Origin of the sequence: Escherichia sp. MOD1-EC6300 (assembly GCF_002965045.1) — a bacterium.
Lineage (GTDB): Bacteria > Pseudomonadota > Gammaproteobacteria > Enterobacterales > Enterobacteriaceae > Escherichia > Escherichia coli_F.
Window position 1 is genome coordinate 34777 of the sequence record NZ_PTRH01000022.1, and the last position, 23843, is coordinate 58619.

The following is a 23843-nucleotide window of genomic DNA, read 5'->3' on the forward strand; positions in this document are numbered from 1 at the left end:
TTGTGAATAAAAATACACTAACGTTGAGCGTAATAAAACCCACCAGCCGTAAGGTGAATGTTTTACGTTTAACCAGGCAACCAGACATAAGAAGGTGAATAGCCCCGATGTTGAATACGCTGATTGTGGGTGCCAGCGGTTATGCTGGCGCAGAGCTAGTGACCTATGTAAATCGCCATCCGCATATGAACATAACCGCTTTGACTGTCTCAGCGCAAAGCAATGATGCGGGAAAGTTAATCTCCGATTTGCATCCGCAGCTCAAAGGCGTCGTTGATCTGCCGTTGCAGCCGATGTCGGATATCAGCGAGTTTAGCCCAGGGGTGGACGTGGTGTTTCTCGCCACCGCCCATGAAGTTAGCCACGATTTAGCGCCGCAATTTCTCGAAGCAGGCTGTGTGGTGTTCGACCTTTCCGGCGCGTTTCGCGTTAATGACGCCGCCTTCTATGAAAAATATTACGGCTTTACCCATCAATACCCGGAACTGCTTGATCAGGCGGCTTATGGGCTGGCGGAGTGGTGTGGCAATAAATTAAAAGAAGCGAACTTGATTGCGGTGCCGGGCTGTTATCCGACGGCAGCGCAGTTGGCGCTGAAACCGTTGATTGACGCCGATCTCCTTGACCTCAATCAGTGGCCGGTCATCAACGCCACCAGCGGTGTGAGCGGTGCAGGACGTAAAGCGGCAATTTCAAACAGCTTTTGCGAAGTTAGCCTGCAACCATACGGTGTCTTTACCCATCGCCATCAACCGGAGATCGCCACGCATCTCGGTGCTGACGTGATTTTCACCCCGCATCTGGGCAATTTCCCTCGTGGCATTCTCGAAACCATTACCTGCCGCCTGAAGCATGGTGTAAACCAGGCGCAAGTCGCGCAAGCGTTGCAGCAGGCGTATGCCCATAAACCGTTGGTACGGTTGTATGACAAAGGCGTTCCGGCGCTGAAAAATGTCGTCGGGCTGCCGTTTTGCGATATCGGGTTTGCAGTTCAGGGCGAGCATCTGATTATTGTGGCGACCGAAGACAACTTACTGAAAGGTGCGGCGGCACAAGCGGTACAGTGCGCCAATATTCGTTTCGGCTATGCGGAAACGCAGTCTCTTATTTAAGGGTGCAATGATGAATCCATTAATTATCAAACTGGGCGGCGTACTGTTGGATAGCGAAGAGGCGCTGGAACGTCTGTTTAGCGCACTGGTGAATTATCGTGAGTCACATCAGCGTCCGCTGGTGATTGTTCACGGCGGCGGCTGCGTGGTGGATGAACTAATGAAAGGGCTGAATCTGCCGGTGAAAAAGAAAAATGGCCTGCGGGTGACGCCTGCGGATCAGATAGACATTATCACCGGGGCGCTGGCGGGAACGGCAAATAAAACCTTGCTGGCGTGGGCGAAGAAACATCAGATTGCTGGCGTAGGCCTGTTTCTTGGTGACGGCGACAGCGTAAAAGTGACCCAGCTCGATGAAGAGTTAGGCCATGTTGGACTGGCGCAGCCAGGTTCGCCTAAGCTTATCAACACATTGCTGGAGAACGGTTATCTGCCGGTGGTCAGCTCCATTGGCGTAACAGACGAAGGGCAACTGATGAACGTCAATGCCGACCAGGCGGCGACGGCGCTGGCGGCAACGCTGGGCGCAGATCTGATTTTGCTCTCTGATGTCAGCGGTATTCTCGACGGCAAAGGGCAACGTATTGCCGAAATGACCGCCGCGAAAGCAGAACAACTGATTGAGCAGGGCATTATTACTGACGGCATGATAGTGAAAGTGAACGCGGCGCTGGATGCTGCGCGCACGCTGGGCCGCCCGGTAGATATCGCTTCCTGGCGTCATGCGGAACAGCTTCCGGCACTGTTTAACGGTATGCCGATGGGTACGCGGATTTTAGCTTAAGTTTTGTTGGCCGGAGACGTAGCTTTCTGGCATTGAATTTCAAAATAAGGAAACAGAGTTATGGCACTTTGGGGCGGGCGTTTTACCCAGGCAGCAGATCAACGGTTTAAACAATTCAACGACTCACTGCGCTTTGATTACCGTCTGGCGGAGCAGGATATTGTTGGCTCTGTGGCCTGGTCCAAAGCGCTGGTAACGGTAGGCGTGTTAACCGCAGAAGAACAGGTGCAACTGGAAGAGGCGCTCAATGTGCTGCTGGAAGATGTTCGCGCCAGACCACAACAAATTCTTGAAAGCGACGCTGAAGATATCCATAGCTGGGTAGAAGGCAAACTGATCGACAAAGTGGGCCAGTTAGGCAAAAAACTGCACACCGGGCGTAGCCGTAATGATCAGGTAGCGACTGACCTGAAACTGTGGTGCAAAGATACCGTTAGCGAGTTACTGACGGCTAACCGACAGTTACAATCCGCTCTGGTCGAGACCGCGCAGAATAATCAGGACGCGGTAATGCCTGGTTACACTCACCTGCAACGCGCCCAGCCGGTGACGTTCGCGCACTGGTGCCTGGCCTATGTTGAGATGCTGGCGCGTGATGAAAGTCGTTTGCAGGATGCGCTTAAGCGTCTGGATGTCAGCCCGTTAGGCTGTGGCGCACTGGCGGGAACGGCTTATGAAATCGACCGTGAACAGTTAGCAGGCTGGCTGGGCTTTGCCTCGGCGACCCGTAACAGTCTCGACAGCGTTTCTGACCGCGACCACGTGCTGGAACTGCTTTCTGCCGCCGCTATCGGTATGGTGCATTTGTCGCGTTTTGCCGAAGATCTGATTTTCTTTAACACCGGCGAAGCGGGTTTTGTGGAGCTTTCTGATCGCGTGACTTCCGGTTCATCATTAATGCCGCAGAAGAAAAACCCGGATGCGCTGGAGCTGATTCGGGGTAAATGCGGTCGTGTTCAGGGCGCGTTGACTGGCATGATGATGACGCTGAAAGGTTTGCCGCTGGCTTACAACAAAGATATGCAGGAAGACAAAGAGGGCTTATTCGACGCGCTCGATACCTGGCTGGACTGCCTGCATATGGCGGCGCTGGTGCTGGACGGCATTCAGGTGAAACGCCCACGTTGCCAGGAAGCGGCGCAGCAGGGGTATGCGAACGCCACTGAACTGGCGGATTACCTGGTGGCGAAAGGTGTGCCGTTCCGCGAGGCGCACCATATTGTTGGTGAAGCGGTGGTGGAAGCCATTCGTCAGGGCAAACCGCTGGAAGATCTGCCGCTCAGTGAGTTGCAGAAATTCAGTCAGGTGATTGGCGAAGATGTCTATCCGATTCTGTCGCTGCAATCGTGCCTCGACAAGCGTGCGGCAAAAGGCGGCGTCTCACCGCAGCAGGTGGCGCAGGCGATTGCTTTTGCGCAGGCGCGGTTGGAGTAAGTCTTAGGCGATTTATGGCTTGGCAAAACGCCAGGCCATGCTAAGAGGGTTACTGCCCGTAATAAGCATTGGCACCATGCTTGCGTAAAAAATGCTTATCCAGTAGAGGCTGTTGAATAGCCGTAAGATGGGGCTGTAGTTGTTGTGTAAAGAGATTCATATAGGCAATTTCTTCAAGTACAACGGCGTTATGCACGGCGTTCGCGGGATCAGTTCCCCAGGCAAAGGGGCCATGACTGTTTACTAAAACAGCCGGAATGTCAGCGGGAGATATTTCTCGTTGTCTGAACGTTTCAATAATCACTCGCCCCGTTTCATATTCATATTGTCCATTAATTTCGTCATCCTTCATGGGGCGTGTACAGGGGATAGTGCCGTAGAAATAATCAGCGTGGGTTGTCCCAAAGGCCGTGAGATCTTTTCCGGCCTGAGCCCATATTGTGGCGTGTCGGGAATGGGTATGAACGATACCACCAATATCCGGGAAAGCACGGTATAGCGCCAGATGAGTATCGGTGTCTGAAGAGGGTTTCCTGTGTCCATCAATAACTTCACCACTTTGTAAATCCACTACCACCATATCTGCAATGCCCATTTGGCTGTATTCGACCCCAGAAGGTTTAATAACCATGACACCTTTTTCGCGATCAACACCACTAACATTTCCCCAGGTAAACGTCACTAACTGATGAAGGGGTAATGATAAATTCGCAGCAAGAACTTTTTCCTTTAGCATATCCATTTTTAACTCCACGATAATCTGTATGTATTATATAAATAAACTTTAACTTTTGAGTTTGGGCTTTTTTTGCTCATAAATTATGTTTCCTAAATTACGCTGAATATAAGAAATGTAAAATATTCAAGGCATGTAAGAAGGCAACGAAAGAGGATAAGTGGGTATAAACGGTTTTATTCGGGCGTATTCGGTCATGAATGGAAGCGATTGCTATGCCCGATTATTTTTGTTTTTGTATTTAAATTTTTCGTTAGATGGCAGAATAAGACTTATTTAGTGACCGATATCTCAAAGTAATGTCAAATAGTAGAGTGTTCTCAATTTAATTTGTGATAAAGATCACCATTCCTGTTTGCGATTATAATTATAAAATGAATCTTGATTCCTATCACTTTATTTTATGAGGGAACAGTTAATTATATAAGCATGCTAATTTGATAATAACGGACCGATACTATGTTGCAGGCAGAGCGCCATAAAATGATATGCGCACATGTACAAAAACAAGGTGCTGTGCGGGTAACTGAATTATCACGATTATTTAAAGCGTCTCCTGAGACAATTCGTCGGGATTTAACGGTACTGGAGCGCAACAAAAAGTTAATCCGTAGCTTTGGTGGCGCGGTCGCTCTGGATTCATCTGATAGCGCTCCGGTTATGCTCGCCGATAATGCGTGGCAAGATAATAGTATCGATCGTGCGGAATCATTCCGTAAACGGACTGAAGAAAATCCTGATATAAAAGCCAGAATTGCGAAGGCCGCATTGCAATTTATTCACCCTGGTGATTGTATTTTAATGGATAACAGTAGTACTTGTTGGTTTTTAGCTCGTCAAATTCCCGATATAGATGTTACCGTAGTTACAAATTCATTACGGATAATTCAGGCGTTAGCTTGCCGTGATCGAGTTCGAATTATTGGTATCGGTGGTGAGTATTCTGAGCGACATGATGATTTTCATGGCCCGGTTGCAGAGAGTGCGATCCGAAATTTTCAAATCAACAGTTTTTTCTTTTCATGCCAGGGGTTGAATCTGGGGAATGGTGTCCGCGATGGCAGTGAAATTAATGCCAGACTTAAACAGGTGATGCTTCAGGTGTCAGGACAAAAAATATTGCTGGTCGACTCCACTAAGTTTGAACAGTATGCATTTAGTAAAATATGCACGCTGGATGAAATCGATATTCTGGTGACTAATGTTTGTACAGATACTCGGTATCGAACACAATTTCCACAATTAAACATTGTGGAGGTTGATAAATAATAGGCGTTATTTATTGTCTAAATTATTAATCAATGCCTAAGGGATTATAAATTATATAAATAGTCAGGTCGATATTATATCGAGTTTTCCTGACACCTGAACTATTTCTTAAGGAAATTACGATGAAAAAATTAATCTTACCCTGCCTTATTGCTACCGTATTATCTTCCACTGCTGCATGGGCTGATCAGACTGTAACATCACAAAAAGCGAATAAACCTTTTACGATGGGGGTAGTAGTAAAAGTCGGTGGAATTCCCTGGTTTAATGTGATGGAACAAGGCATTAAAAATGAAGGAAAACTATTGGGGGTTGATGCATGGCAGGTCGGCCCTACAACGGCAGATCCAGCTGAACAGGTTCGGGCGATTGAAGATTTAATTGCACGAAAAGTGGATGTTATTGGTGTTGTTCCTAACGATGCAAAGGTTCTTGAACCTGTACTTAAGCGTGCACAAGAAGCCGGTATTAAAGTTATTACCCACGAATCACCAGATCAAAAAAATGCAGATTGGGATTTTGAGTTGTTAAATACCCAGACAATGGGTGCCAATCATATGAAAGATATGGCGAAGTGTATGGGCGAAGAAGGTAAATACGCCATGTTTGTCGGCAGTCTGACTGTGCCTTTGGTAAATGACTGGGCCAATGCCGCGATTGCCTATCAAAAAGAACATTATCCAAATATGACGTTGGTTGAAGATCGTTTTGGTGTTGCTGAGTCGGTGGATGATTCAATGCGCACGACGAACGATTTAATGTCTAAATATAAAGATCTTAAAGGCATTATGTCATTTGGTTCACAAGGACCAATTGGTGCGGGGCGTGCTATTGATAAGCGGAAGAAAAATGATGCAATTTGCGTTTTTGGAACCTTCACTCCAGGTCAGGGAATTAAGCTACTCGAAAAAGGTGCCATTGATGGGGGATATATTTCAAACCCTATGATTGCGGGTAAGGTTTTTGTCCAGGTTGCGACGGCAATGATGAACGGTGAACCTATTAAAGACGGTGTAAAAATCGGTGATATGGGCGAGATCAAGGTTAATAACAACACTATTTATAGTGATAATCCAGAAAAGCTCGATCTTGAAAATACACGACGTTTAGTGAAGCTAGGCTTGTAATTTTACCGTAAATCACCGGGTCAAATTTGACCCGGAATTCCTTTAGTCGTATTCAGGAATATTATGATGCCTCATATTATAGAGAAGAATGCGGAGCAACCATTAGTGACGCTAAGGTCACTAACGAAAAGTTTCGGTGGCCATAGGGCTCTAAAGAATATCAATCTTACCTTAAATAAAGGTGAGGTTCATTGTCTTGCTGGTGCGAATGGGTGTGGTAAAAGTACTCTGATCAAAACGCTGTGTGGTGTTTATGTCCCTGATTCGGGAAGTGAAATTATTATAGATGGTAAGTCCTGGACTCGTCTTTCTCCTGATAAAGCTCGGGAACTGGGTATTCAGGTGATATATCAGGATCTTTCTTTATTCCCAAATCTTTCTGTTGCTGAAAATATCGCTTTTGAATACAACCTGAAGGGATATTTAGGGCTGCACAGAAAAAAACAACTTCGAGATGTATCGCAGAAAATAATTCAGGAGCTGCAATTCAATCTCGATCCTGATGCGTTAGTACAACATTTGCCGATTGCACAACGCCAACAGGTCGCGATTTGCCGGGCTCTGATTGCCGATGCCCGGTTAGTCATCATGGACGAGCCAACGGCATCATTGACGCGTACAGAAGTTAATCAATTACTACGCACAGTGAATTACTTACGCGATAAAAATATTACCGTAGTTTTTGTTAGCCACCGCCTTGATGAAGTTAAGGAAATTTCAGATCGGATTACGGTCATCCGTGATGGAGAGATAATTGGAACGTGGGCTGCCAATCAACTTTCTCCGGGCGATATTACTGAGTTAATGACCGGAAAAACTATAGTCCACCAGAAGAAGCTACCAAATAGCGTTGAAGGCAAAGTAGTCCTTGAACTAAACAAATTATGCAGAAAAGGGCAATTTGAAGATGTTTCTCTAAAACTACACCAGGGCGAGGTTCTGGGATTGTGTGGTTTACTTGGTGCGGGGAGAACTGAATTAGCATTGAGTCTTTTCGGTATTACTCGACCAGATAGTGGTGATATTTATCTGGAAGGTAAGCCCGTTACAATTAAAGACAACACGCATGCGGTAAAACTGGGAATAGCATATGTTTCAGAAGATCGCCTGACACTGGGGGCCGTATTACCCCAATCTATCAGCGATAATATGGTGCTCTCGATTCTGGATCGTTTAAAGACGGCATCGGGGTTTATTGATGAAAATCGAAAAGAAACCTTAGTCAAGGAGTGGATCCAGGATTTGGATATTAAAGTCACCGATCCAAATAATCCACTTTCAACGCTATCTGGCGGCAATCAACAAAAGGTTGTCCTGGCTAAATGGATTTTAACACGACCTAAGGTTTTAATTCTGGATGCGCCAACGGTAGGTGTAGATATTGGCGCAAAAGATAGTATTTACCAGCTTATTCATCGGCTTTCAGGTGTGGGTATTTCAGTGATATTAATTACTGATGAAGCACCAGAAGCTTATTATAACTGCGATCGTATTTTTCATATGAAGCGCGGAAAGATTATTAATGAGCTGTTGCCTTCGAATTATACCGAGCAGCAGTTGGCGGAGGTGATTAATGGTTAGCTTTATGCGGCTGCGGTTTCCTCGTTCAGTCGAAGCTTGGTTAGGATGGGTCATTGTTCTCATGCTGGTATTTTTTTCCATCATGAGCGATGAGTTTTTATCAATACAGAACTTGCTCGATCTCTCGGAAAGTTATGCCGTAACGGGTATTTTCGCCCTCGGATTATTTGTCGTATTGGTTACTGGCGGAATTGATATCTCTTTTGCAGCAGTAGCTTCGGTTGTGCAATATGTTGTGGCGTCGTTACTGCTTAATGAAACGCTATCAAATCCATTTTTCTGTCTGGTGTTTGCTGTTTTTCTTGGCATCATTTTTGGTTTGATAAACGCTATTCTTATTTATTACCTTAATGTCGTTTCCATCATCATTACGATTAGTATGCAGTCGCTACTGTTCGGTATGTTGATGTGGTTGACTAATGGCCACAGTATTTACGATTTACCGGATTGGTGGATTACGCAGCGTTCTTTCCTGAGTTTTGAATTTGGCGGAGAAGATTACCAGATCGGATTACCGTTAGTGGTTATGCTGGGAATGGCATTTCTGACGTGGATGATAATGAACAAAACCCATATTGGGCGTCAGCTTTATGCCGTGGGAGGGAATACCGAATCAGCAAGACGTATTGGGATTCGGGTGTCGCTAATTTATCTGTTTGCTTATGGTTATCTTGGTGCCGCTGCAGCAATTGGTGGAATGCTGCAAGCTTATCGTATGAGTGAAGTTGTGCCGAATGCATTGGTTGGCGGAGAGTTGGATGTGCTGGCTGCAGCGGTATTGGGCGGTGCCAGTTTATCAGGCGGACGTGGTACGGTCATTGGTACGCTTATGGGCGTATTTCTTATCGGTATTCTTAAAAACGGCCTTAATTTGATTGGCATCTCGAGTTATTTCGTCAATATCGTTATTGGAGTGGTTATTGTCTCGGCGATTTGTGTGACCCATTACAAAAAACGTAAAGAAACTGATGTTGGTTTCGTCTAACGGGAGGATCGAAATGAACAAGCGGATATTTTTTCCACTAGATGGTACCAGTTCAGGCTTATTATCAATATGTTTTATTGCGGTGGTGTTATTTAGTCTGGTAATGCCGGGGCGTTTTTTCACCGGCAATACTTTTCTGAGCATTGCATTTCAATTGCCAGAGCTTGGGTTGCTCACGTTTGCGATGTTTATACCCATGTTGAGCGGGGGGCTCAATCTGGCAATCATCGGTACTGCGAATCTGACCAGCCTGTTTATGGCCTGGCTGTTGATTCAATATGTACCCGCAGATGCATCTACAGGTAGTCAGTTGTTTTGGCTCTTCCTGGCTATTGTCGGGGCGATGCTTATTGCCATCATCATTGGAGCTATTACTGGGTCAATTATTTCTCATATAGGCGCTCACCCTATTTTGGTCACATTGGGTAGCATGACCATTATTAGTGGTATCGGTATTTACCTGACTAAGGGGGCAGCTTTAAGTGGTATGCCACCAGTAGTCCGCAGTATTGGGTCTGAAGTTATCATGGGGATCCCAGTACCGATGATAATTTTTATCGTCACCACCGTTGCTTTAGCTCTGTTCCTCGGCAAAACCCGTACGGGAAAAACGATTTATATGTGTGGCAGTAATATTAACGCCACATGGTTTAGCGGTATTCGCACCGACCGCGTATTAATTGCTATATATGCTATATCCAGCATGTTGTGTGTATTAGCAGGTCTTATTATGCTCGCGCGATTTAATTCGGCGCGTATGGGCTATGGCGATTCCTATCTGCTCTTGACGGTTCTTGCAATTGTATTGGGAGGCACAGATCCATTCGGTGGGGCGGGTAAAGTCAGTCATGTTTTTTGTGCCTTACTTGTGCTTCAGGTTATTGCTACCGGCCTTAGTCTGTTGGGACTTAGTTTGCATTTCAATCTGGCGGTATGGGGGATCACATTGATCGCCGCACTGGCATTTAAATTCATCAAACAAAAATGGCAGTTGCAGCGTGACATGAATAAGAGCCGGAAAATCTTTCAACAACAATTGATCACTCGTGAGGGAAAATAATGCGACGCCACCCGTTAGGTATTTATGAAAAAGCGCTACCCAGGAATACCAGTTGGGTAGAGAAACTAGCCCTGGCTAAATCTTGCGGTTTTGATTTTGTTGAGATGTCGGTAGATGAGAATGATGAACGACTCGCCCGCCTGGACTGGTCGCTCACCGAGCGTATGGAGCTTATTAGCGCCATTCAGCAAACGGGGATCCGTATTCCGACAATGTGCCTGTCTGCTCACCGGCGTTTTCCATTTGGTAGCCATGATAGAGATACTCGTCAGCAGGCACGTACGATTATGTTGAAGGCGTTACGCCTGGCGCAGGATTTGGGGATTCGAACAATCCAACTGGCAGGCTATGACGTTTATTATGAGCCGCAGAATGAAGAAACTATCGCCTGGTTTGAAGATGCGATGGCCTGGACAGCTGAACAGGCCGCAGCGGCACAAGTTATGTGTGCTGTAGAGATCATGGATACGCCATTTATTAATTCTATTAGTAAATGGAAAGTCCTGGATACAAAAATTAATTCCCCTTGGTTTACCGTTTATCCGGATGTTGGCAATCTGACCGCATGGGGTAATGAACTGGAAAGTGAGCTGGTAAAGGGGATTGATCGAATTGCCGCAATCCATCTTAAAGATACGTACCCAGTAACGCCTGATTCTCCAGGGCAATTTCGTGACGTTCCTTTTGGTGAAGGGTGTGTAGATTTTATTAAATTATTTAAGATCCTGCGTAATCTTAATTATCGCGGAACGTTTCTGATAGAAATGTGGACAGAAAAAGCGACGGAACCTCTATTAGAAATTATTCATGCACGTCAATGGATTGAAGAGAAAATGCGCCTTGCCGGCTGGGATAATATTTAGAAACTAAGGAGGGATCATGGAGCGGTATTTTATTGGTGTCGATTTAGGTGGTACAGAAACCAAAGCGGGAATTTATACGGCAGAAGGACGTGAAATAGGTGTCTCTTCGCAGGCGTTACCTCTGTTAAGCCCATGTCCTGGTTTTTGCGAACGCGACATGGAGGCGTTATGGAAGGTAACGTGCCAGGTCATTTCACTGTCGATGTCAGATAACAATATTACTGCGAGTCAGATTGATGGCATCAGTTTTTCTGCTCATGGTAAAGGTTTGTACCTGCTCGACCGGCAAGGTAAGCCCTTACGACACGGCATTGTTTCCTCTGATTCTCGCGCACAACAACTGGTTGCAAGCTGGAAAGAACAAGGAATTGACCGCGAAAGTTATCACCGTAGTCTGCAACAGCTCTGGCCATCGCACCCTGTAGCACTATTGCATTGGTTGAAAAAACATGAGACTGACAATTATGGCCGCATCGGAACCATTTTGATGGTTCATGATTACATACGTTCACGGCTTACTGGCAAACTGGCTTGTGAAGAAACCAATATTTCAGGCAGTAATTTTTATAATCAATATACCAGTGCTTATGATGCTGAACTTTTTCGCCTATTTGAGATTAAGGAAGTTGCGGGTAAGGTTCCCGATATTATTGGCTCCGCTGATTTAGCTGGGTTTGTGACATCTGAAGCAGCCAGCCAATGTGGGCTTCTCGCCGGAACGCCTGTTTTTGGTGGTGTTTTTGATGTCGTTGGTGCGGCGCTCACTTCTGGCATCTATGACAGTACAACGTTAAGTGCGGTTGCTGGCACCTGGTCAATTGCAACGCGAATCTTTGATCGCATTATTCCTTCTGATTATCCCTATGTATGGGGGAAATTTAGCATTCCAGGTACATTTTTCGCCCATGAGGGAAGCCCTACATCAGCCAGTAATTTAACATGGTTCTTGCAGCAATTTTTACCGGGTCTTCCTGACAGTTATCGGGTGATTAATGAGTGGGTGGAACGAGGGTATGAGAAACAGAATGATATTCTCTTTTTCCCGTGGTTGTTTGGCTCGAATTACCATGAGGCATTAAGCGGGGGATTTTTGGGGCTGTGTGGGCATCATAAAAGAGAAGATTTGGTGTACGCTATTTATCAGGGCGTTGTCTTTTCTCATTTGTTGCATCAGGACCGTCTTATTGAGATTGATAAGTCATTGCAAACGATTCGTTTCTCTGGCGGGCCAACGCATTCCAGAATCTGGATGCAGATGTTTTGTGATGCCAGCAAAATGCCTCTTGAAATTGTCGATATTGAACAGTCAGGTTGTAGAGCGGCTGCAATGTGTGCGGCAGTAGGAGGAGGGGCTTATTCTGGATTCAAACAGGCCATGAAGGCTACGCAGCTCAACGTGATTCGTCTTGAACCGAATGTAGAAAAAGCACACATGCTCAGGCGACGGTTTGCTCGCTTTAAACAGGTAGCCAGTGCGCTGAGCTCCGTTGTTTGATGGAAAACAAAGCAGATCCTGGAGAGCCATAAAGTTCACGTTGGCTGTCGTTATTTTGAGTTGAGAAATGCCTGAAATAGTCTGTGACTTCAACGGTTAATGGGTTGCGGAAGGGAGGAACGGCTACCCTTACCGCAACTAATATTAATCGTATTTCTTCCTGCTTGTGTATCTTCTTTTCATCTCTCATTCCGAAAAATCCTTTTTAAATAAACCTATCGATACGTATTGAATTAAGTAAAATATGATTATCTTTTGTTGTTGTTATAACTCCTTTCCTTAAAGGAATTTGTTATGTGATTATTTAACACGTTGTTTTAACGATGGTAGTTAATAGTGTAGGTGAGATTTGAGGATATTTTTGTTCCTCGGCGGAAATTTTTATTTTTAATGTGATCACGGTTGAATAATCGCCCTTTCTCTCTTGTATGGTAGTAGGCGTAAAATTAAGTTTGAAGCGTCTATTTACAACACAGGAGATTGCAATAATGAAAATTATTGCTGCAGATGTTTTTGTTACTTGCCCAGGACGTAATTTCGTTACGCTTAAAATAACCACTGCAAGCGGAATTTGTGGATTGGGAGATGCCACATTAAATGGTCGCGAATTGTCGGTCGCTTCTTATCTGAAAGATCATCTTTGTCCACAATTAATTGGCCGCGATGCCAGCCGTATCGAAGATATCTGGCAATTCTTTTATAAAGGTGCTTACTGGCGACGTGGCCCCGTCACGATGTCGGCCATTTCTGCCATTGATATGGCGTTGTGGGATATCAAAGCCAAAGCGGCAAATATGCCATTGTATCAACTGCTTGGTGGGGCTTCTCGTGAAGGCGTGATGGTTTATTGCCACACCACCGGGCGCACGATTGATGAAGTCCTTGAAGACTATGCAAAGCACCAGCAGATGGGCTTTAAGGCGATTCGTGTGCAGTGCGGTGTACCGGGTATGCAAACCACTTATGGCCTGGCGAAGGGCAAAGGACTGGCGTATGAACCGGCAACCAAAGGCCTGTGGCCGGAAGAGCAGTTGTGGTCTTCAGAAAAGTATCTCGATTTTACACCGAAGTTATTTGAAGCGGTGCGTAATAAGTTCGGTTTTAACGAACATCTGTTGCATGACATGCACCATCGCCTGACTCCTATCGAAGCGGCGCGCTTTGGGAAGAGCATTGAGGATTACCGCCTGTTGTGGATGGAAGATCCGACGCCTGCCGAGAACCAGGAATGTTTTCGTCTGATTCGCCAGCATACTGTGACGCCGATTGCGGTCGGTGAAGTGTTTAACAGTATCTGGGACTGCAAGCAGTTAATCGAAGAGCAGCTGATTGACTATATTCGCACGACGATTACCCATGCAGGCGGCATTACCGGGATGCGACGGATTGCCGATTTTGCATCGCTTTATCAGGTACGTACCGGTTCGCATGGCCCTTCAGATTTATCGCCTGTTTGTCATGCGGCGGCGCTGCATTTTGACCTCTGGGTGCCAAACTTTGGTGTTCAGGAGTACATGGGCTATTCCGAACAAATGCTTGAAGTCTTCCCGCACAGCTGGCGCTTCGATGAAGGTTATATGCACCCAGGCGATGAACCGGGGCTGGGTATTTCTTTCGATGAGAAACTGGCGGCGAAATATCCGTATGACCCGGCGTATCTCCCCGTCGCACGACTGGAAGATGGCACATTGTGGAACTGGTAATAACGGTTCGCTTAATTATTTTCTGAATAGTCAGCAAATCGATTAATTCCGCTCAAGGAGCTAAAAATGGACGTTGATGTGTCAACCAGTGTTGCGGGTAATAAACCGCAACGGATTCGTCGTATTCAGACAGTAACGCTGGTTTTATTATTTATGGCGGGGATCGTTAATTTCCTCGACCGTTCGTCATTGAGCGTGGCAGGCGAAGCGATTCGTGGCGAGTTAGGATTATCGGCGACAGAATTTGGCGTTTTGCTTTCTGCATTTTCTCTGTCTTATGGTTTTTCACAACTCCCTTCCGGTATTTTGCTAGACCGCTTTGGCCCACGAATAGTTTTAGGCGCAGGCTTAATATTCTGGTCATTAATGCAGGCATTAACAGGAATGGTTAATTCTTTTAGCCACTTTATTTTAATGCGTATCGGTCTGGGTATTGGCGAAGCGCCATTTATGCCTGCGGGAGTAAAGTCGATCACCGACTGGTATGCGCAAAAAGAACGCGGCACGGCGCTGGGGATTTTTAACTCATCTACCGTTATCGGTCAGGCTATTGCGCCTCCTGCTCTTGTATTGATGCAGCTGGCATGGGGCTGGCGGGCAATGTTCGTCATCATCGGCGTGGCGGGGATTCTGGTTGGGATCTGTTGGTACGCGTGGTATCGCAACCGGGCGCAGTTTGTCCTGACCGACGAAGAACGGACCTATCTCTCCGCGCCGGTTAAACCGCGTCCACAATTACAATTTAGCGAGTGGCTGGCGCTGTTTAAGCATCGGACAACCTGGGGGATGATTTTAGGTTTCTCTGGCGTCAATTATACCGGTTGGCTCTACATCGCGTGGTTACCCGGTTATTTACAAGCCGAGCAAGGCTTCAGTCTGGCGAAAACCGGTTGGGTGGCGGCGATTCCTTTCCTCGCGGCGGCGGTCGGGATGTGGGTTAACGGTATTGTTGTCGATCGGCTGGCGAAAAAAGGCTACGACCTGGCGAAGACGCGTAAAACGGCTATTGTCTGCGGTTTGATGATGTCGGCATTAGGCACGTTGCTGGTCGTGCAATCCTCCTCGCCAGCCCAGGCTGTAGCGTTTATCTCAATGGCGCTGTTCTGCGTGCATTTCGCGGGAACATCTGCATGGGGACTGGTGCAGGTGATGGTGTCAGAAACAAAAGTGGCTTCCATCGCCGGGATTCAAAACTTTGGCAGTTTTGTTTTTGCTTCCTTTGCTCCGATCGTAACCGGTTGGGTAGTGGATACCACGCACTCGTTTAATCTGGCGCTGGTTATCGCGGCCTGTGTGACATTCACCGGGGCGCTGTGTTACTTCTTTATTGTCAAAGATCGGATTGAGTAACTGTTACTATCAGGCTCTCTTGCTGTGGGCCTGTAGAATAAAAAAAAGCGGATCCTGGAGATCCGCAAAAGTTCACGTTGGCTTTAGTTATTCGAGTTGAGAAACTCTCGAAACGGGCAGTGACTTCAAGGGTTAAAGAGGTGCCGCTCCGTTTCTGTGAGCAATTATCAGTCAGAATGCTTGATAGGGATAATCGTTCATTGCTATTCTACCTATCGCCATGAACTATCGTGGCGATGGAGGATGGATAATGAATATTCGTGATCTTGAGTACCTGGTGGCATTGGCTGAACACCGCCATTTTCGGCGTGCGGCAGACTCCTGCCACGTTAGCCAGCCGACGCTTAGCGGGCAAATTCGTAAGCTGGAAGATGAGCTGGGCGTGATGTTGCTGGAGCGGACCAGCCGTAAAGTGTTGTTCACCCAGGCGGGAATGCTGCTGGTGGATCAGGCGCGTACCGTGCTGCGTGAGGTGAAAGTCCTTAAAGAGATGGCAAGCCAGCAGGGTGAGACGATGTCCGGACCGCTGCATATTGGTTTGATTCCAACGGTTGGGCCTTACCTGTTACCGCATATTATCCCGATGCTGCACCAGACCTTTCCAAAGCTGGAAATGTATCTGCATGAAGCACAGACCCACCAGTTACTGGCGCAACTGGACAGCGGCAAACTCGATTGCGTGATCCTCGCGCTGGTGAAAGAGAGCGAAGCATTCATTGAAGTGCCGTTGTTTGATGAGCCAATGTTGCTGGCTATCTATGAAGATCACCCGTGGGCGAACCGCGAATGCGTACCGATGGCCGATCTGGCAGGGGAAAAACTGCTGATGCTGGAAGATGGTCACTGTTTGCGCGATCAGGCAATGGGTTTCTGCTTTGAAGCCGGGGCGGATGAAGATACACACTTCCGCGCGACCAGCCTGGAAACTCTGCGCAACATGGTGGCGGCAGGTAGCGGGATCACTTTACTGCCTGCACTGGCTGTGCCGCCGGAGCGCAAACGCGATGGGGTTGTTTATTTGCCGTGTATTAAGCCGGAACCACGCCGCACTATTGGCCTGGTTTATCGTCCGGGCTCACCGCTGCGCAGCCGCTATGAGCAGCTGGCAGAGGCCATCCGCGCAAGAATGGATGGCCATTTCGATAAAGTGTTAAAACAGGCGGTTTAAACCGTTTAACGCGGCTACCCGATAGGCTTCCGCCATCGTCGGGTAGTTAAAGGTGGTGTTGACGAAGTACTCAATAGTGTTGCCGCCACCTTTCTGTTCCATAATCGCCTGACCGATATGAATAATTTCGGCAGCGCGCTCGCCAAAGCAGTGAATGCCCAGAATCTCTTTTGTTTCCCGATGGAACAAAATTTTCAGCGTGCCCACGTTCATGCCGACGATTTGTGCGCGTGCCAGATGTTTGAACTGGGCGCGGCCCACTTCATATGGCACTTTCATCGCGGTCAGCTGCTGTTCGGTTTTGCCCACAGAGCTGATTTCCGGGATGGTGTAAATACCGGTAGGGATATCTTCAATCAGATGTGCGGTGGCTTCGCCTTTCACCAGCGCCTGCGCGGCAATGCGCCCCTGGTCATAGGCCGCCGACGCCAGGCTCGGATAACCAATCACGTCGCCCACCGCGTAAACGTGTGGCTGTGCGGTCTGATACATGCTGTTGACCTTCAGCTGTCCACGACTGTCAGTTTCCAGCCCAATGTTCTGTAACGCCAGCGAATCGGTATTACCGGTACGACCGTTGGCATAGAGAAGACAGTCGGCTTTCAGCTTTTTGCCCGACTTCAGATGCATAATCACACCGTCGTCACAGCCTTCGATCTTTTCGTACTCTTCGTTGTGACGAATCACTACGCCACTGTTCCAGAAGTGATAGGAGAGAGAATCTGACATCTCCTGATCGAGAAACGCCAGCAGACGATCGCGGGTGTTGATCAGATCCACTTTTACATCCATACCGCGGAAGATCGACGCATATTCACAGCCGATCACTCCAGCACCATAGATAAGTACATGGCGCGGTTCGTGGTGCATGCTAAGAATTGAGTCGCTGTCGTAAATGCGTGGATGGGTGAAATCAACATCTGTTGGATGATAAGGGCGAGAACCACAGGCAATAACAAATTTTTCAGCGGTTAGTGTTTCGACGCTGCCGTCCGGGCAATCCAGCGCCAACGTATGCTCGTCAACAAAGCGAGCGTTCCCCTGCAATATTTCACAGTGATTACGTTCGTAAAATCCCTGACGCATACGTGTTTGTTGATTAATCACGTTATCGGCATGGTTAAGGATATCGGCAAAAGAAGAGCGGAGCAGTCGGGAATGGTCGCTGTAAAGTGGGTTTTGATTAAATTCTATAATGCGGCTGACGGCGTGACGGAGAGCTTTCGACGGGATGGTGCCCCAGTGGGTGCAACCGCCGCCAACATTTTGATAACGCTCGATAACTGCGACGCGCGCACCTTGCTTAACCAGGCCCATTGCAGCGCCTTCGCCGCCGGGGCCGGAACCTATTACTATGGCATCGTAATCGTAGGAATGTGGCATGGTAGGGCTTACCTGTTCTTATACATAAAAGCAACAGAATGGTAACATTTTATCGCGGGTAAGCCAATTGATCCCCGTCATTTATCTGGCTATATCGTGAGCGGCCTTTGCTTTGTCTGTTTCTTACTTTTGCCTTGAACGTTTTATTGGATTTTTATCGCCAATACTCACCGTTTAAGCGGCAGGTTTCCGATGTTCGTAAAAGAACCAGCCAAAGAATTGCAGTAAATATGTTTTATTGCGTTACGGTTCATTCACAACACTGGAGCAATCCAGTATGTTCATTCTCTGGTATAGTGCCAGCAGTACTTTTGGCAAGGATTCAGACATCGTGATGGGCGTAAGAGCGCAACAAAAAGAAAAAACCCGCCGTTCGTTGGTGGAAGCCGCATTTAGCCAATTAAGTGCTGAACGCAGCTTCGCCAGCCTGAGTTTGCGTGAAGTGGCGCGTGAAGCGGGCATTGCTCCCACCTCTTTTTATCGGCATTTCCGCGACGTAGACGAACTGGGTCTGACCATGGTTGATGAGAGCGGTTTAATGCTACGCCAACTCATGCGCCAGGCGCGTCAGCGTATCGCCAAAGGCGGGAGTGTGATCCGCACCTCGGTCTCCACATTTATGGAGTTCATCGGTAATAATCCTAACGCCTTCCGGTTATTATTGCGGGAACGCTCCGGCACCTCCGCTGCGTTTCGTGCCGCCGTTGCGCGTGAAATTCAGCACTTCATTGCGGAACTTGCGGACTATCTGGAACTCGAAAACCATATGCCGCGTGCGTTTACTGAAGCGCAAGCCGAAGCCATGGTGACGATTGTCTTCAGTGCGGGGGCCGAGGCGTTGGACGTCGGCATCGAACAACGTCGGCAATTAGAAGAGCGACTGGTACTGCAACTGCGAATGATTTCGAAAGGGGCTTATTACTGGTATCGCCGTGAACAAGAGAAAACCGCAATTATTCCGGGAAATGTGAAGGACGAGTAATGAAACAAGCAAATCAAGATAGAGGTACGCTGCTGCTGGCGCTGGTGGCTGGCTTATCGATTAATGGTACTTTCGCAGCGCTGTTTAGCTCCATTGTGCCATTTTCTGTATTCCCGATTATTTCCCTGGTGCTGACGGTTTACTGCCTGCATCAACGTTATCTTAATCGCACTATGCCGGTAGGCTTGCCGGGTCTGGCAGCTGCCTGTTTTATTCTCGGCGTTCTGCTGTATAGCACTGTGGTTCGTGCGGAATATCCGGATATCGGTTCTAACTTCTTCCCGGCAGTACTGTCCGTCATTATGGTGTTCTGGATTGGCGCGAAGATGCGTAACCGTAAGCAGGAAGTTGCTGAGTAATCGGTATCATGCCGGATGCTGGCGCATCCGGCATAGGTTTTACTTCGCGGTCAGTAATACGCCGCACTCCATATGGTGCGTGTAGGGGAACTGATCAAATAGAGCCAGACGTTCAACCTTGTGCGTCTGGCTTAATGTTTCCAGATTCTTGCATAACGTTTCCGGATTGCAGGAGATATACAGAATACGTGGATACGCCTGCACCATTTTCTCGGTTTCACTGTCCAGACCGCTGCGCGGCGGGTCGACAAAAATGGTTTCGCATTGATAACTCTTTAAATCGATCCCTTGCAAGCGGTTAAACTCGCGCACACCCTTCATCGCCTGAGTAAATTCTTCTGCCGCCATACGAATAATTTGTACGTTATCAATATGGTTAGCGGCAATGTTGTATTGCGCGGCAGCGACTGAAGGCTTGGCGATTTCGGTGGCTAATACCCGATCAAAATTGCGCGCCAGGGCTAATGAGAAGTTACCGTTGCCGCAGTACAGCTCCAGTAAATCGCCTTTTGAGCCTTTGGTGACGTCCAGCGCCCATTCCAGCATCTGAATATTCATCGCCGCGTTCGGCTGGGTAAAGCTGTTTTCTACCTGACGGTAGATCATCTCTTTCCCTGCGACCGGCAGACGTTCGTCGATGTAATCCTGGTCCAGCGCGATTTTGGTTTTCGTTGCCCGACCAATCAGATGCACATTTAAATTTTGTGCGCGCAACGCATCGCGCAGAGCTTCCGCCTGCTGACGCCATTCGTCATCCAGCTTTTTATGGTACAGCAGGGAAACCACCGCCTGATTACTCAACGTAGTGAGGTAATCAATCTGGAATAGCTTGTGGCGCAGAACGGGATTATTACGCACACCCGTAATCATCGCCGTCATCAACTGGTTGATGAGTTCACTGGCAGCGGGGAAGCTATCTACACGGATGCGGCTTTTGGTTTGTTGATCGAAAATGATGTGGTACAGGTCATCGCCATCGTGCCAGATGCGGAACTCCGCACGCATCCGGTAATGACTGACCGGCGAGCGAAACACTTCCGGAACCAGGTCAGAAAACGGCGCCATCATACTTTGCAAACGTACCACTTTTTCGGCTAACTGCGCTTCATACTGTTCTGTTGGAAGGTGTTCGGGGGTCATGATGTATCCTGAAAATGAAATGTACGCGGCGATTGTAGGGATTGCTCATCAGATGTCCAGATCTTGATGTATTCCTATTTGTGAGCTACGTCTGGACAGCAACTTGTTACAACCTGTAGCATCCACTCGCCGGTCCTGTGAGTTAATAGGGAATCCAGTGCAAATCTGGAGCTGACGCGCAGCGGTAAGGAAAGGTGCGATGATTGCGTTATGCGGACACTGCCATCCGGTGGGAAGTCATCATCTCTTAGTATTTTATATACCCCTCCAAGCCCGAAGACCTGCCGGCTAACGTCGCATCTGGTTCTCATCATCGCGTAATATTGATGAAGCCTGCGGCATCCTTCTTCTATTGTGGATGCTTTACAATGATTAAAAAAGCTTCGCTGCTGACGGCGTGTTCCGTCACGGCATTTTCCGCTTGGGCACAGGATACCAGCCCGGATACTCTCGTCGTTACTGCTAACCGTTTTCAGCAACCGGTCAATACGGTTCTGGCTCCGACGGATATTGTCACGCGTGAGGATATCGAACGCTGGCAATCCAGAACTGTTCTGGATGTGATGCGCCGCTTGCCTGGCGTTGATGTCGCACAGAATGGTGGTATGGGGCAGAGTTCTTCTCTTTTTATCCGGGGAACTGAAGCGAAACACGTTCTGGTGTTAGTCGATGGCATTCCAGTAGCACGCCCTGGTATTTCGAATAACTCAGAGATTGACCAGATCCCGGTCTCGCTGGTCCAGCGTATCGAATATATCCGCGGTCCGCGCTCGGCAGTTTATGGCTCTGGCGCGATTGGTGGTGTTGTCAACATCATTACTATGACGAATGAAGAGCGTTCGCAGATTAATATCGGTATTGGTTCGAAAGGTTACCAGCAATACGATGGTACTTACCGTCAGCGTTTTGGTGACACGGTCGTGACTGCTGCAGGGGCTTATCAAACGACCAAAGGTTTCAACATCCAGCCATACTCAAGCTATAGCGGAGATAGCGATCGCGATGGTTATCGCAACAAGCTGTTCTGGGGCGGAATTGAGCACAAATTTAACGATCAGTTTGATGGTTACTTCCGTGGTTATGGTTATGCCAGTAATGCTGATTACGACCAGGGGAACTGGGGATATGATGGCGGCAATGACGAGCATCAAAATTATACGCAGTCGTGGGATACGGGGTTGCGTTTTAATTCGGGGATCTATTCTTCTCAGCTGGTTGCAAATTATCAGCGCATTAAGGACTACAACTACAGCAGTCAGGCTAGACGTTACGCGTCAGGTTATACTCTTGATGATATGGAGCAACGTTATATCCAGTGGGGTAACAATGTCATTGTTGGACATGGTGCTATCAGCGCAGGAGCGGACTGGAAACAGGAAAAACTGATGTCCTTCGGTGCTTATGGCACAGATAACTATAAGCGCAACAACACCGGGCTTTATCTGACCGGGCAGCAGCAAATTGACAACGTCACGCTGGAAGCCTCTGGTCGTGAGGATCACGATGGTCAGTTCGGCTGGCATGGTACTTGGCAAACGGCGGCAGGATGGCAGTTTGTTGATAATTACAAAGTAACGCTTTCCTATGGAACAGGTTTCCTGGCTCCTTCGCTTGGTCAACAATTTGGCGCAGAGCGATTCGGTATTGCTTCTAACCCTAATTTGAAGCCAGAAGAATCTAAGCAATGGGAGGCTGGATTAGAAGGCCTAACCGGTCCAGTTGACTGGCGCTTGTCGACCTATCACTACAAAATCCAGAATCTGATTGACTACAACAAAAATACCTATTTTAACGTCAAATCCGCGACAATTAAGGGCCTTGAATGGACGGGTAATCTCATAACTGGTCCAGTCGATCATCGTTTGACGTTGCAGTATGTTGACCCCCGCGATGATGAAACTGATCAGCAACTCTATCGTCGCGCAAAACAGCAGGTAAAATATGAGTTGAGCGGTGAGATTTATGAGCTTGGATGGGATGTTACGTATCAGTACATCGGTGAGCGATACGATTACGACTTTGACAATGCCCGTAGGGTGAAAATGGGGGGACTGAGTGTGTGGGATCTTGCGGTTGCGTATCCGGTCACCTCTCACCTGACAGTTCGTGGTAAAATAGCCAACCTGTTCGACAAAGATTATGAGACAGTCTATGGCTACCAAACTGCAGGACGGGAATACACCTTGTCTGGCAGCTACACCTTCTGAACCACGTCCCACCGTGCTGGTGTTTGACTCCGGCGTTGGTGGGTTGTCGGTCTATGACGAGATCCGGCATCTCTTACCGGATCTCCATTACATTTATGCTTTCGATAACGTCGCTTTCCCGTATGGCGAAAAAAGCGAAGAGTTTATTGTTGAGCGAGTGGTGGCAATTGTCACCGCAGTGCAAGAACGCTATCCCCTTGCGCTGGCAGTGGTCGCTTGCAACACCGCCAGTACCGTTTCACTTCCTGCATTACGCGAGAAGTTTGCGTTCCCGGTTGTCGGTGTCGTTCCGGCAATTAAGCCAGCGGCACGTCTGACAGCTAATGGCATTGTCGGATTACTGGCAACCCGCGGAACAGTTAAACGTTCTTATACTCATGAGCTGATCACGCGTTTCGCTAATGAATGCCAGATAGAAATGCTGGGCTCGGCAGAGATGGTTGAGTTGGCTGAAGCGAAGCTGCATGGCGAAGATGTTTCTCTGGATGCGCTAAAACGTATCTTGCGTCCGTGGTTAAGAATGAAAGAGCCGCCAGATACCGTTGTACTGGGGTGTACCCATTTCCCTCTACTACAAGAAGAACTGTTACAGGTACTGCCAGAGGGAACACGGCTGGTGGATTCAGGCGCTGCGATTGCTCGCCGAACGGCCTGGTTGTTAGAACATGAAGCCCCGGATGCAAAATCCGCCGATGCGAATATTGCCTTTTGCATGGACATGACGCCAGAAGCTGAACAGTTATTACCCGTTTTACAGCGTTACGGCTTCAAAACGCTCGAAAAACTGGCAGTTTCAGACTGATTTGGTTGAATGTTGCGCATTCGGAAAATTATTTTAAATTTCCTCTTGTCAGGCCGGAATAACTCCCTATAATGCGCCACCACTGACACGGAACAACGGCAAACACGCCGCCGGGTCAGCGGGGTTCTCCTGAGAATCTCGACAGAGAAAAGCAAAAAAATGCTTGACTCTGTAGCGGGAAAGCGTATTATGCACACCCCGCGCCGCTGAGAAAAAGCGAAGCGGCACTGCTCTTTAACAATTTATCAGACAATCTGTGTGGGCACTCGAAGATACGGATTCTTAACGTCGCAAGACGAAAAA

The 23843-nt window shown here is 47.8% G+C and carries 20 protein-coding genes and 1 riboswitch; of the genes, 17 read left to right on the plus strand and 3 right to left on the minus strand.

Going from position 1 to position 23843, the window contains the following annotated elements:
- The first annotated feature begins 107 nt into the window (after positions 1-107).
- From argC to argH, 3 genes are read left to right on the plus strand one after another with little or no spacing between them, the layout of a single operon-like run.
- Positions 108-1112, plus strand: a complete 1005-nt coding sequence (gene argC, locus BGE37_RS22540; RefSeq protein ID WP_105288467.1) for an N-acetyl-gamma-glutamyl-phosphate reductase — start codon at positions 108-110, stop codon at positions 1110-1112.
- Between the two features lie 7 nt (positions 1113-1119).
- Positions 1120-1896 (plus strand): acetylglutamate kinase, encoded by a 777-nt coding sequence (gene argB / locus BGE37_RS22545; RefSeq protein WP_105288468.1) that lies wholly within the window; start codon positions 1120-1122, stop codon positions 1894-1896.
- Between the two features lie 60 nt (positions 1897-1956).
- Complete coding sequence (argH, locus tag BGE37_RS22550; RefSeq protein ID WP_032304254.1) at positions 1957-3330, plus strand: argininosuccinate lyase; 1374 nt, start codon at positions 1957-1959, stop codon at positions 3328-3330.
- A 49-nt stretch (positions 3331-3379) separates the two neighbouring features.
- Here the strand turns inward: argH and araD are convergent, their stop codons facing one another.
- Entirely contained in the window at positions 3380-4072 is a 693-nt protein-coding gene (araD, locus tag BGE37_RS22555) for an L-ribulose-5-phosphate 4-epimerase (RefSeq protein ID WP_032304255.1), read from the minus strand.
- A gap of 453 nt (positions 4073-4525) precedes the next feature.
- Between araD and BGE37_RS22560 the strand changes: the two genes are divergently transcribed.
- The 10 genes from BGE37_RS22560 (at position 4526) to oxyR (ending at position 16667) form a co-directional block, all read left to right on the plus strand.
- Complete coding sequence (locus tag BGE37_RS22560; RefSeq protein WP_032304256.1) at positions 4526-5335, plus strand: DeoR/GlpR family DNA-binding transcription regulator; 810 nt, start codon at positions 4526-4528, stop codon at positions 5333-5335.
- 122 nt (positions 5336-5457) lie between these two features.
- Positions 5458-6462, plus strand: coding sequence for a substrate-binding domain-containing protein (locus tag BGE37_RS22565; protein ID WP_032304257.1), 1005 nt, complete (start codon positions 5458-5460; stop codon positions 6460-6462).
- A 63-nt stretch (positions 6463-6525) separates the two neighbouring features.
- Positions 6526-8043, plus strand: a complete 1518-nt coding sequence (locus BGE37_RS22570) for a sugar ABC transporter ATP-binding protein (protein ID WP_032304258.1) — start codon at positions 6526-6528, stop codon at positions 8041-8043.
- Positions 8036-9028 (plus strand): ABC transporter permease, encoded by a 993-nt coding sequence (locus BGE37_RS22575; protein WP_032304259.1) that lies wholly within the window; start codon positions 8036-8038, stop codon positions 9026-9028. Before BGE37_RS22570 ends, BGE37_RS22575 begins: the two co-directional genes overlap by 8 nt.
- 13 nt (positions 9029-9041) lie before the next feature.
- Positions 9042-10088, plus strand: coding sequence for an ABC transporter permease (locus BGE37_RS22580; RefSeq protein ID WP_032304270.1), 1047 nt, complete (start codon positions 9042-9044; stop codon positions 10086-10088).
- Positions 10088-10951: an L-ribulose-5-phosphate 3-epimerase gene (locus tag BGE37_RS22585; protein ID WP_001550398.1), complete on the plus strand. Its 864-nt coding sequence runs from the start codon at positions 10088-10090 to the stop codon at positions 10949-10951. Before BGE37_RS22580 ends, BGE37_RS22585 begins: the two co-directional genes overlap by 1 nt.
- A 16-nt stretch (positions 10952-10967) precedes the next feature.
- On the plus strand, positions 10968-12446 hold the full coding sequence (locus BGE37_RS22590; RefSeq protein ID WP_088542114.1) for an FGGY-family carbohydrate kinase: 1479 nt from the start codon (positions 10968-10970) through the stop codon (positions 12444-12446).
- A gap of 488 nt (positions 12447-12934) precedes the next feature.
- Positions 12935-14149: a D-mannonate dehydratase ManD gene (manD, locus tag BGE37_RS22595; RefSeq protein WP_105288469.1), complete on the plus strand. Its 1215-nt coding sequence runs from the start codon at positions 12935-12937 to the stop codon at positions 14147-14149.
- A gap of 66 nt (positions 14150-14215) precedes the next feature.
- Complete coding sequence (locus tag BGE37_RS22600) at positions 14216-15499, plus strand: MFS transporter (RefSeq protein WP_000382176.1); 1284 nt, start codon at positions 14216-14218, stop codon at positions 15497-15499.
- 250 nt (positions 15500-15749) lie between these two features.
- Positions 15750-16667: a DNA-binding transcriptional regulator OxyR gene (gene oxyR, locus BGE37_RS22605; protein WP_001025939.1), complete on the plus strand. Its 918-nt coding sequence runs from the start codon at positions 15750-15752 to the stop codon at positions 16665-16667.
- Here the strand turns inward: oxyR and sthA are convergent.
- Positions 16650-18050, minus strand: a complete 1401-nt coding sequence (gene sthA / locus BGE37_RS22610; protein ID WP_001120810.1) for a Si-specific NAD(P)(+) transhydrogenase — start codon at positions 18048-18050, stop codon at positions 16650-16652. The genes oxyR and sthA overlap by 18 nt on opposite strands.
- A gap of 331 nt (positions 18051-18381) precedes the next feature.
- Between sthA and fabR the strand changes: the two genes are divergently transcribed.
- Both fabR and BGE37_RS22625 read left to right on the plus strand, forming a co-directional pair.
- Positions 18382-19032, plus strand: coding sequence for an HTH-type transcriptional repressor FabR (gene fabR / locus BGE37_RS22620; RefSeq protein WP_123057348.1), 651 nt, complete (start codon positions 18382-18384; stop codon positions 19030-19032).
- Positions 19032-19391: a YijD family membrane protein gene (locus BGE37_RS22625; RefSeq protein ID WP_000806411.1), complete on the plus strand. Its 360-nt coding sequence runs from the start codon at positions 19032-19034 to the stop codon at positions 19389-19391. The genes fabR and BGE37_RS22625 overlap by 1 nt, the downstream gene beginning before the upstream one ends.
- Positions 19392-19430: 39 nt before the next feature.
- Here the strand turns inward: BGE37_RS22625 and trmA are convergent, their stop codons facing one another.
- The gene (gene trmA / locus BGE37_RS22630; protein ID WP_088542112.1) at positions 19431-20531 is read right to left on the minus strand and encodes a tRNA (uridine(54)-C5)-methyltransferase TrmA; all 1101 of its coding nucleotides are present in this window, start codon (positions 20529-20531) and stop codon (positions 19431-19433) included.
- Positions 20532-20644: 113 nt separating this feature from the next.
- Positions 20645-20834: riboswitch (cobalamin riboswitch) on the plus strand.
- A gap of 65 nt (positions 20835-20899) precedes the next feature.
- On the opposite strand from trmA, the gene btuB reads away from it, so the two are divergent.
- Together btuB and murI are read left to right on the plus strand one after the other, a co-directional pair.
- Complete coding sequence (btuB, locus tag BGE37_RS22635) at positions 20900-22738, plus strand: TonB-dependent vitamin B12 receptor BtuB (protein WP_088542111.1); 1839 nt, start codon at positions 20900-20902, stop codon at positions 22736-22738.
- On the plus strand, positions 22683-23540 hold the full coding sequence (gene murI / locus BGE37_RS22640) for a glutamate racemase (RefSeq protein ID WP_088542110.1): 858 nt from the start codon (positions 22683-22685) through the stop codon (positions 23538-23540). Before btuB ends, murI begins: the two co-directional genes overlap by 56 nt.
- The last annotated feature ends 303 nt before the right edge of the window (positions 23541-23843 follow it).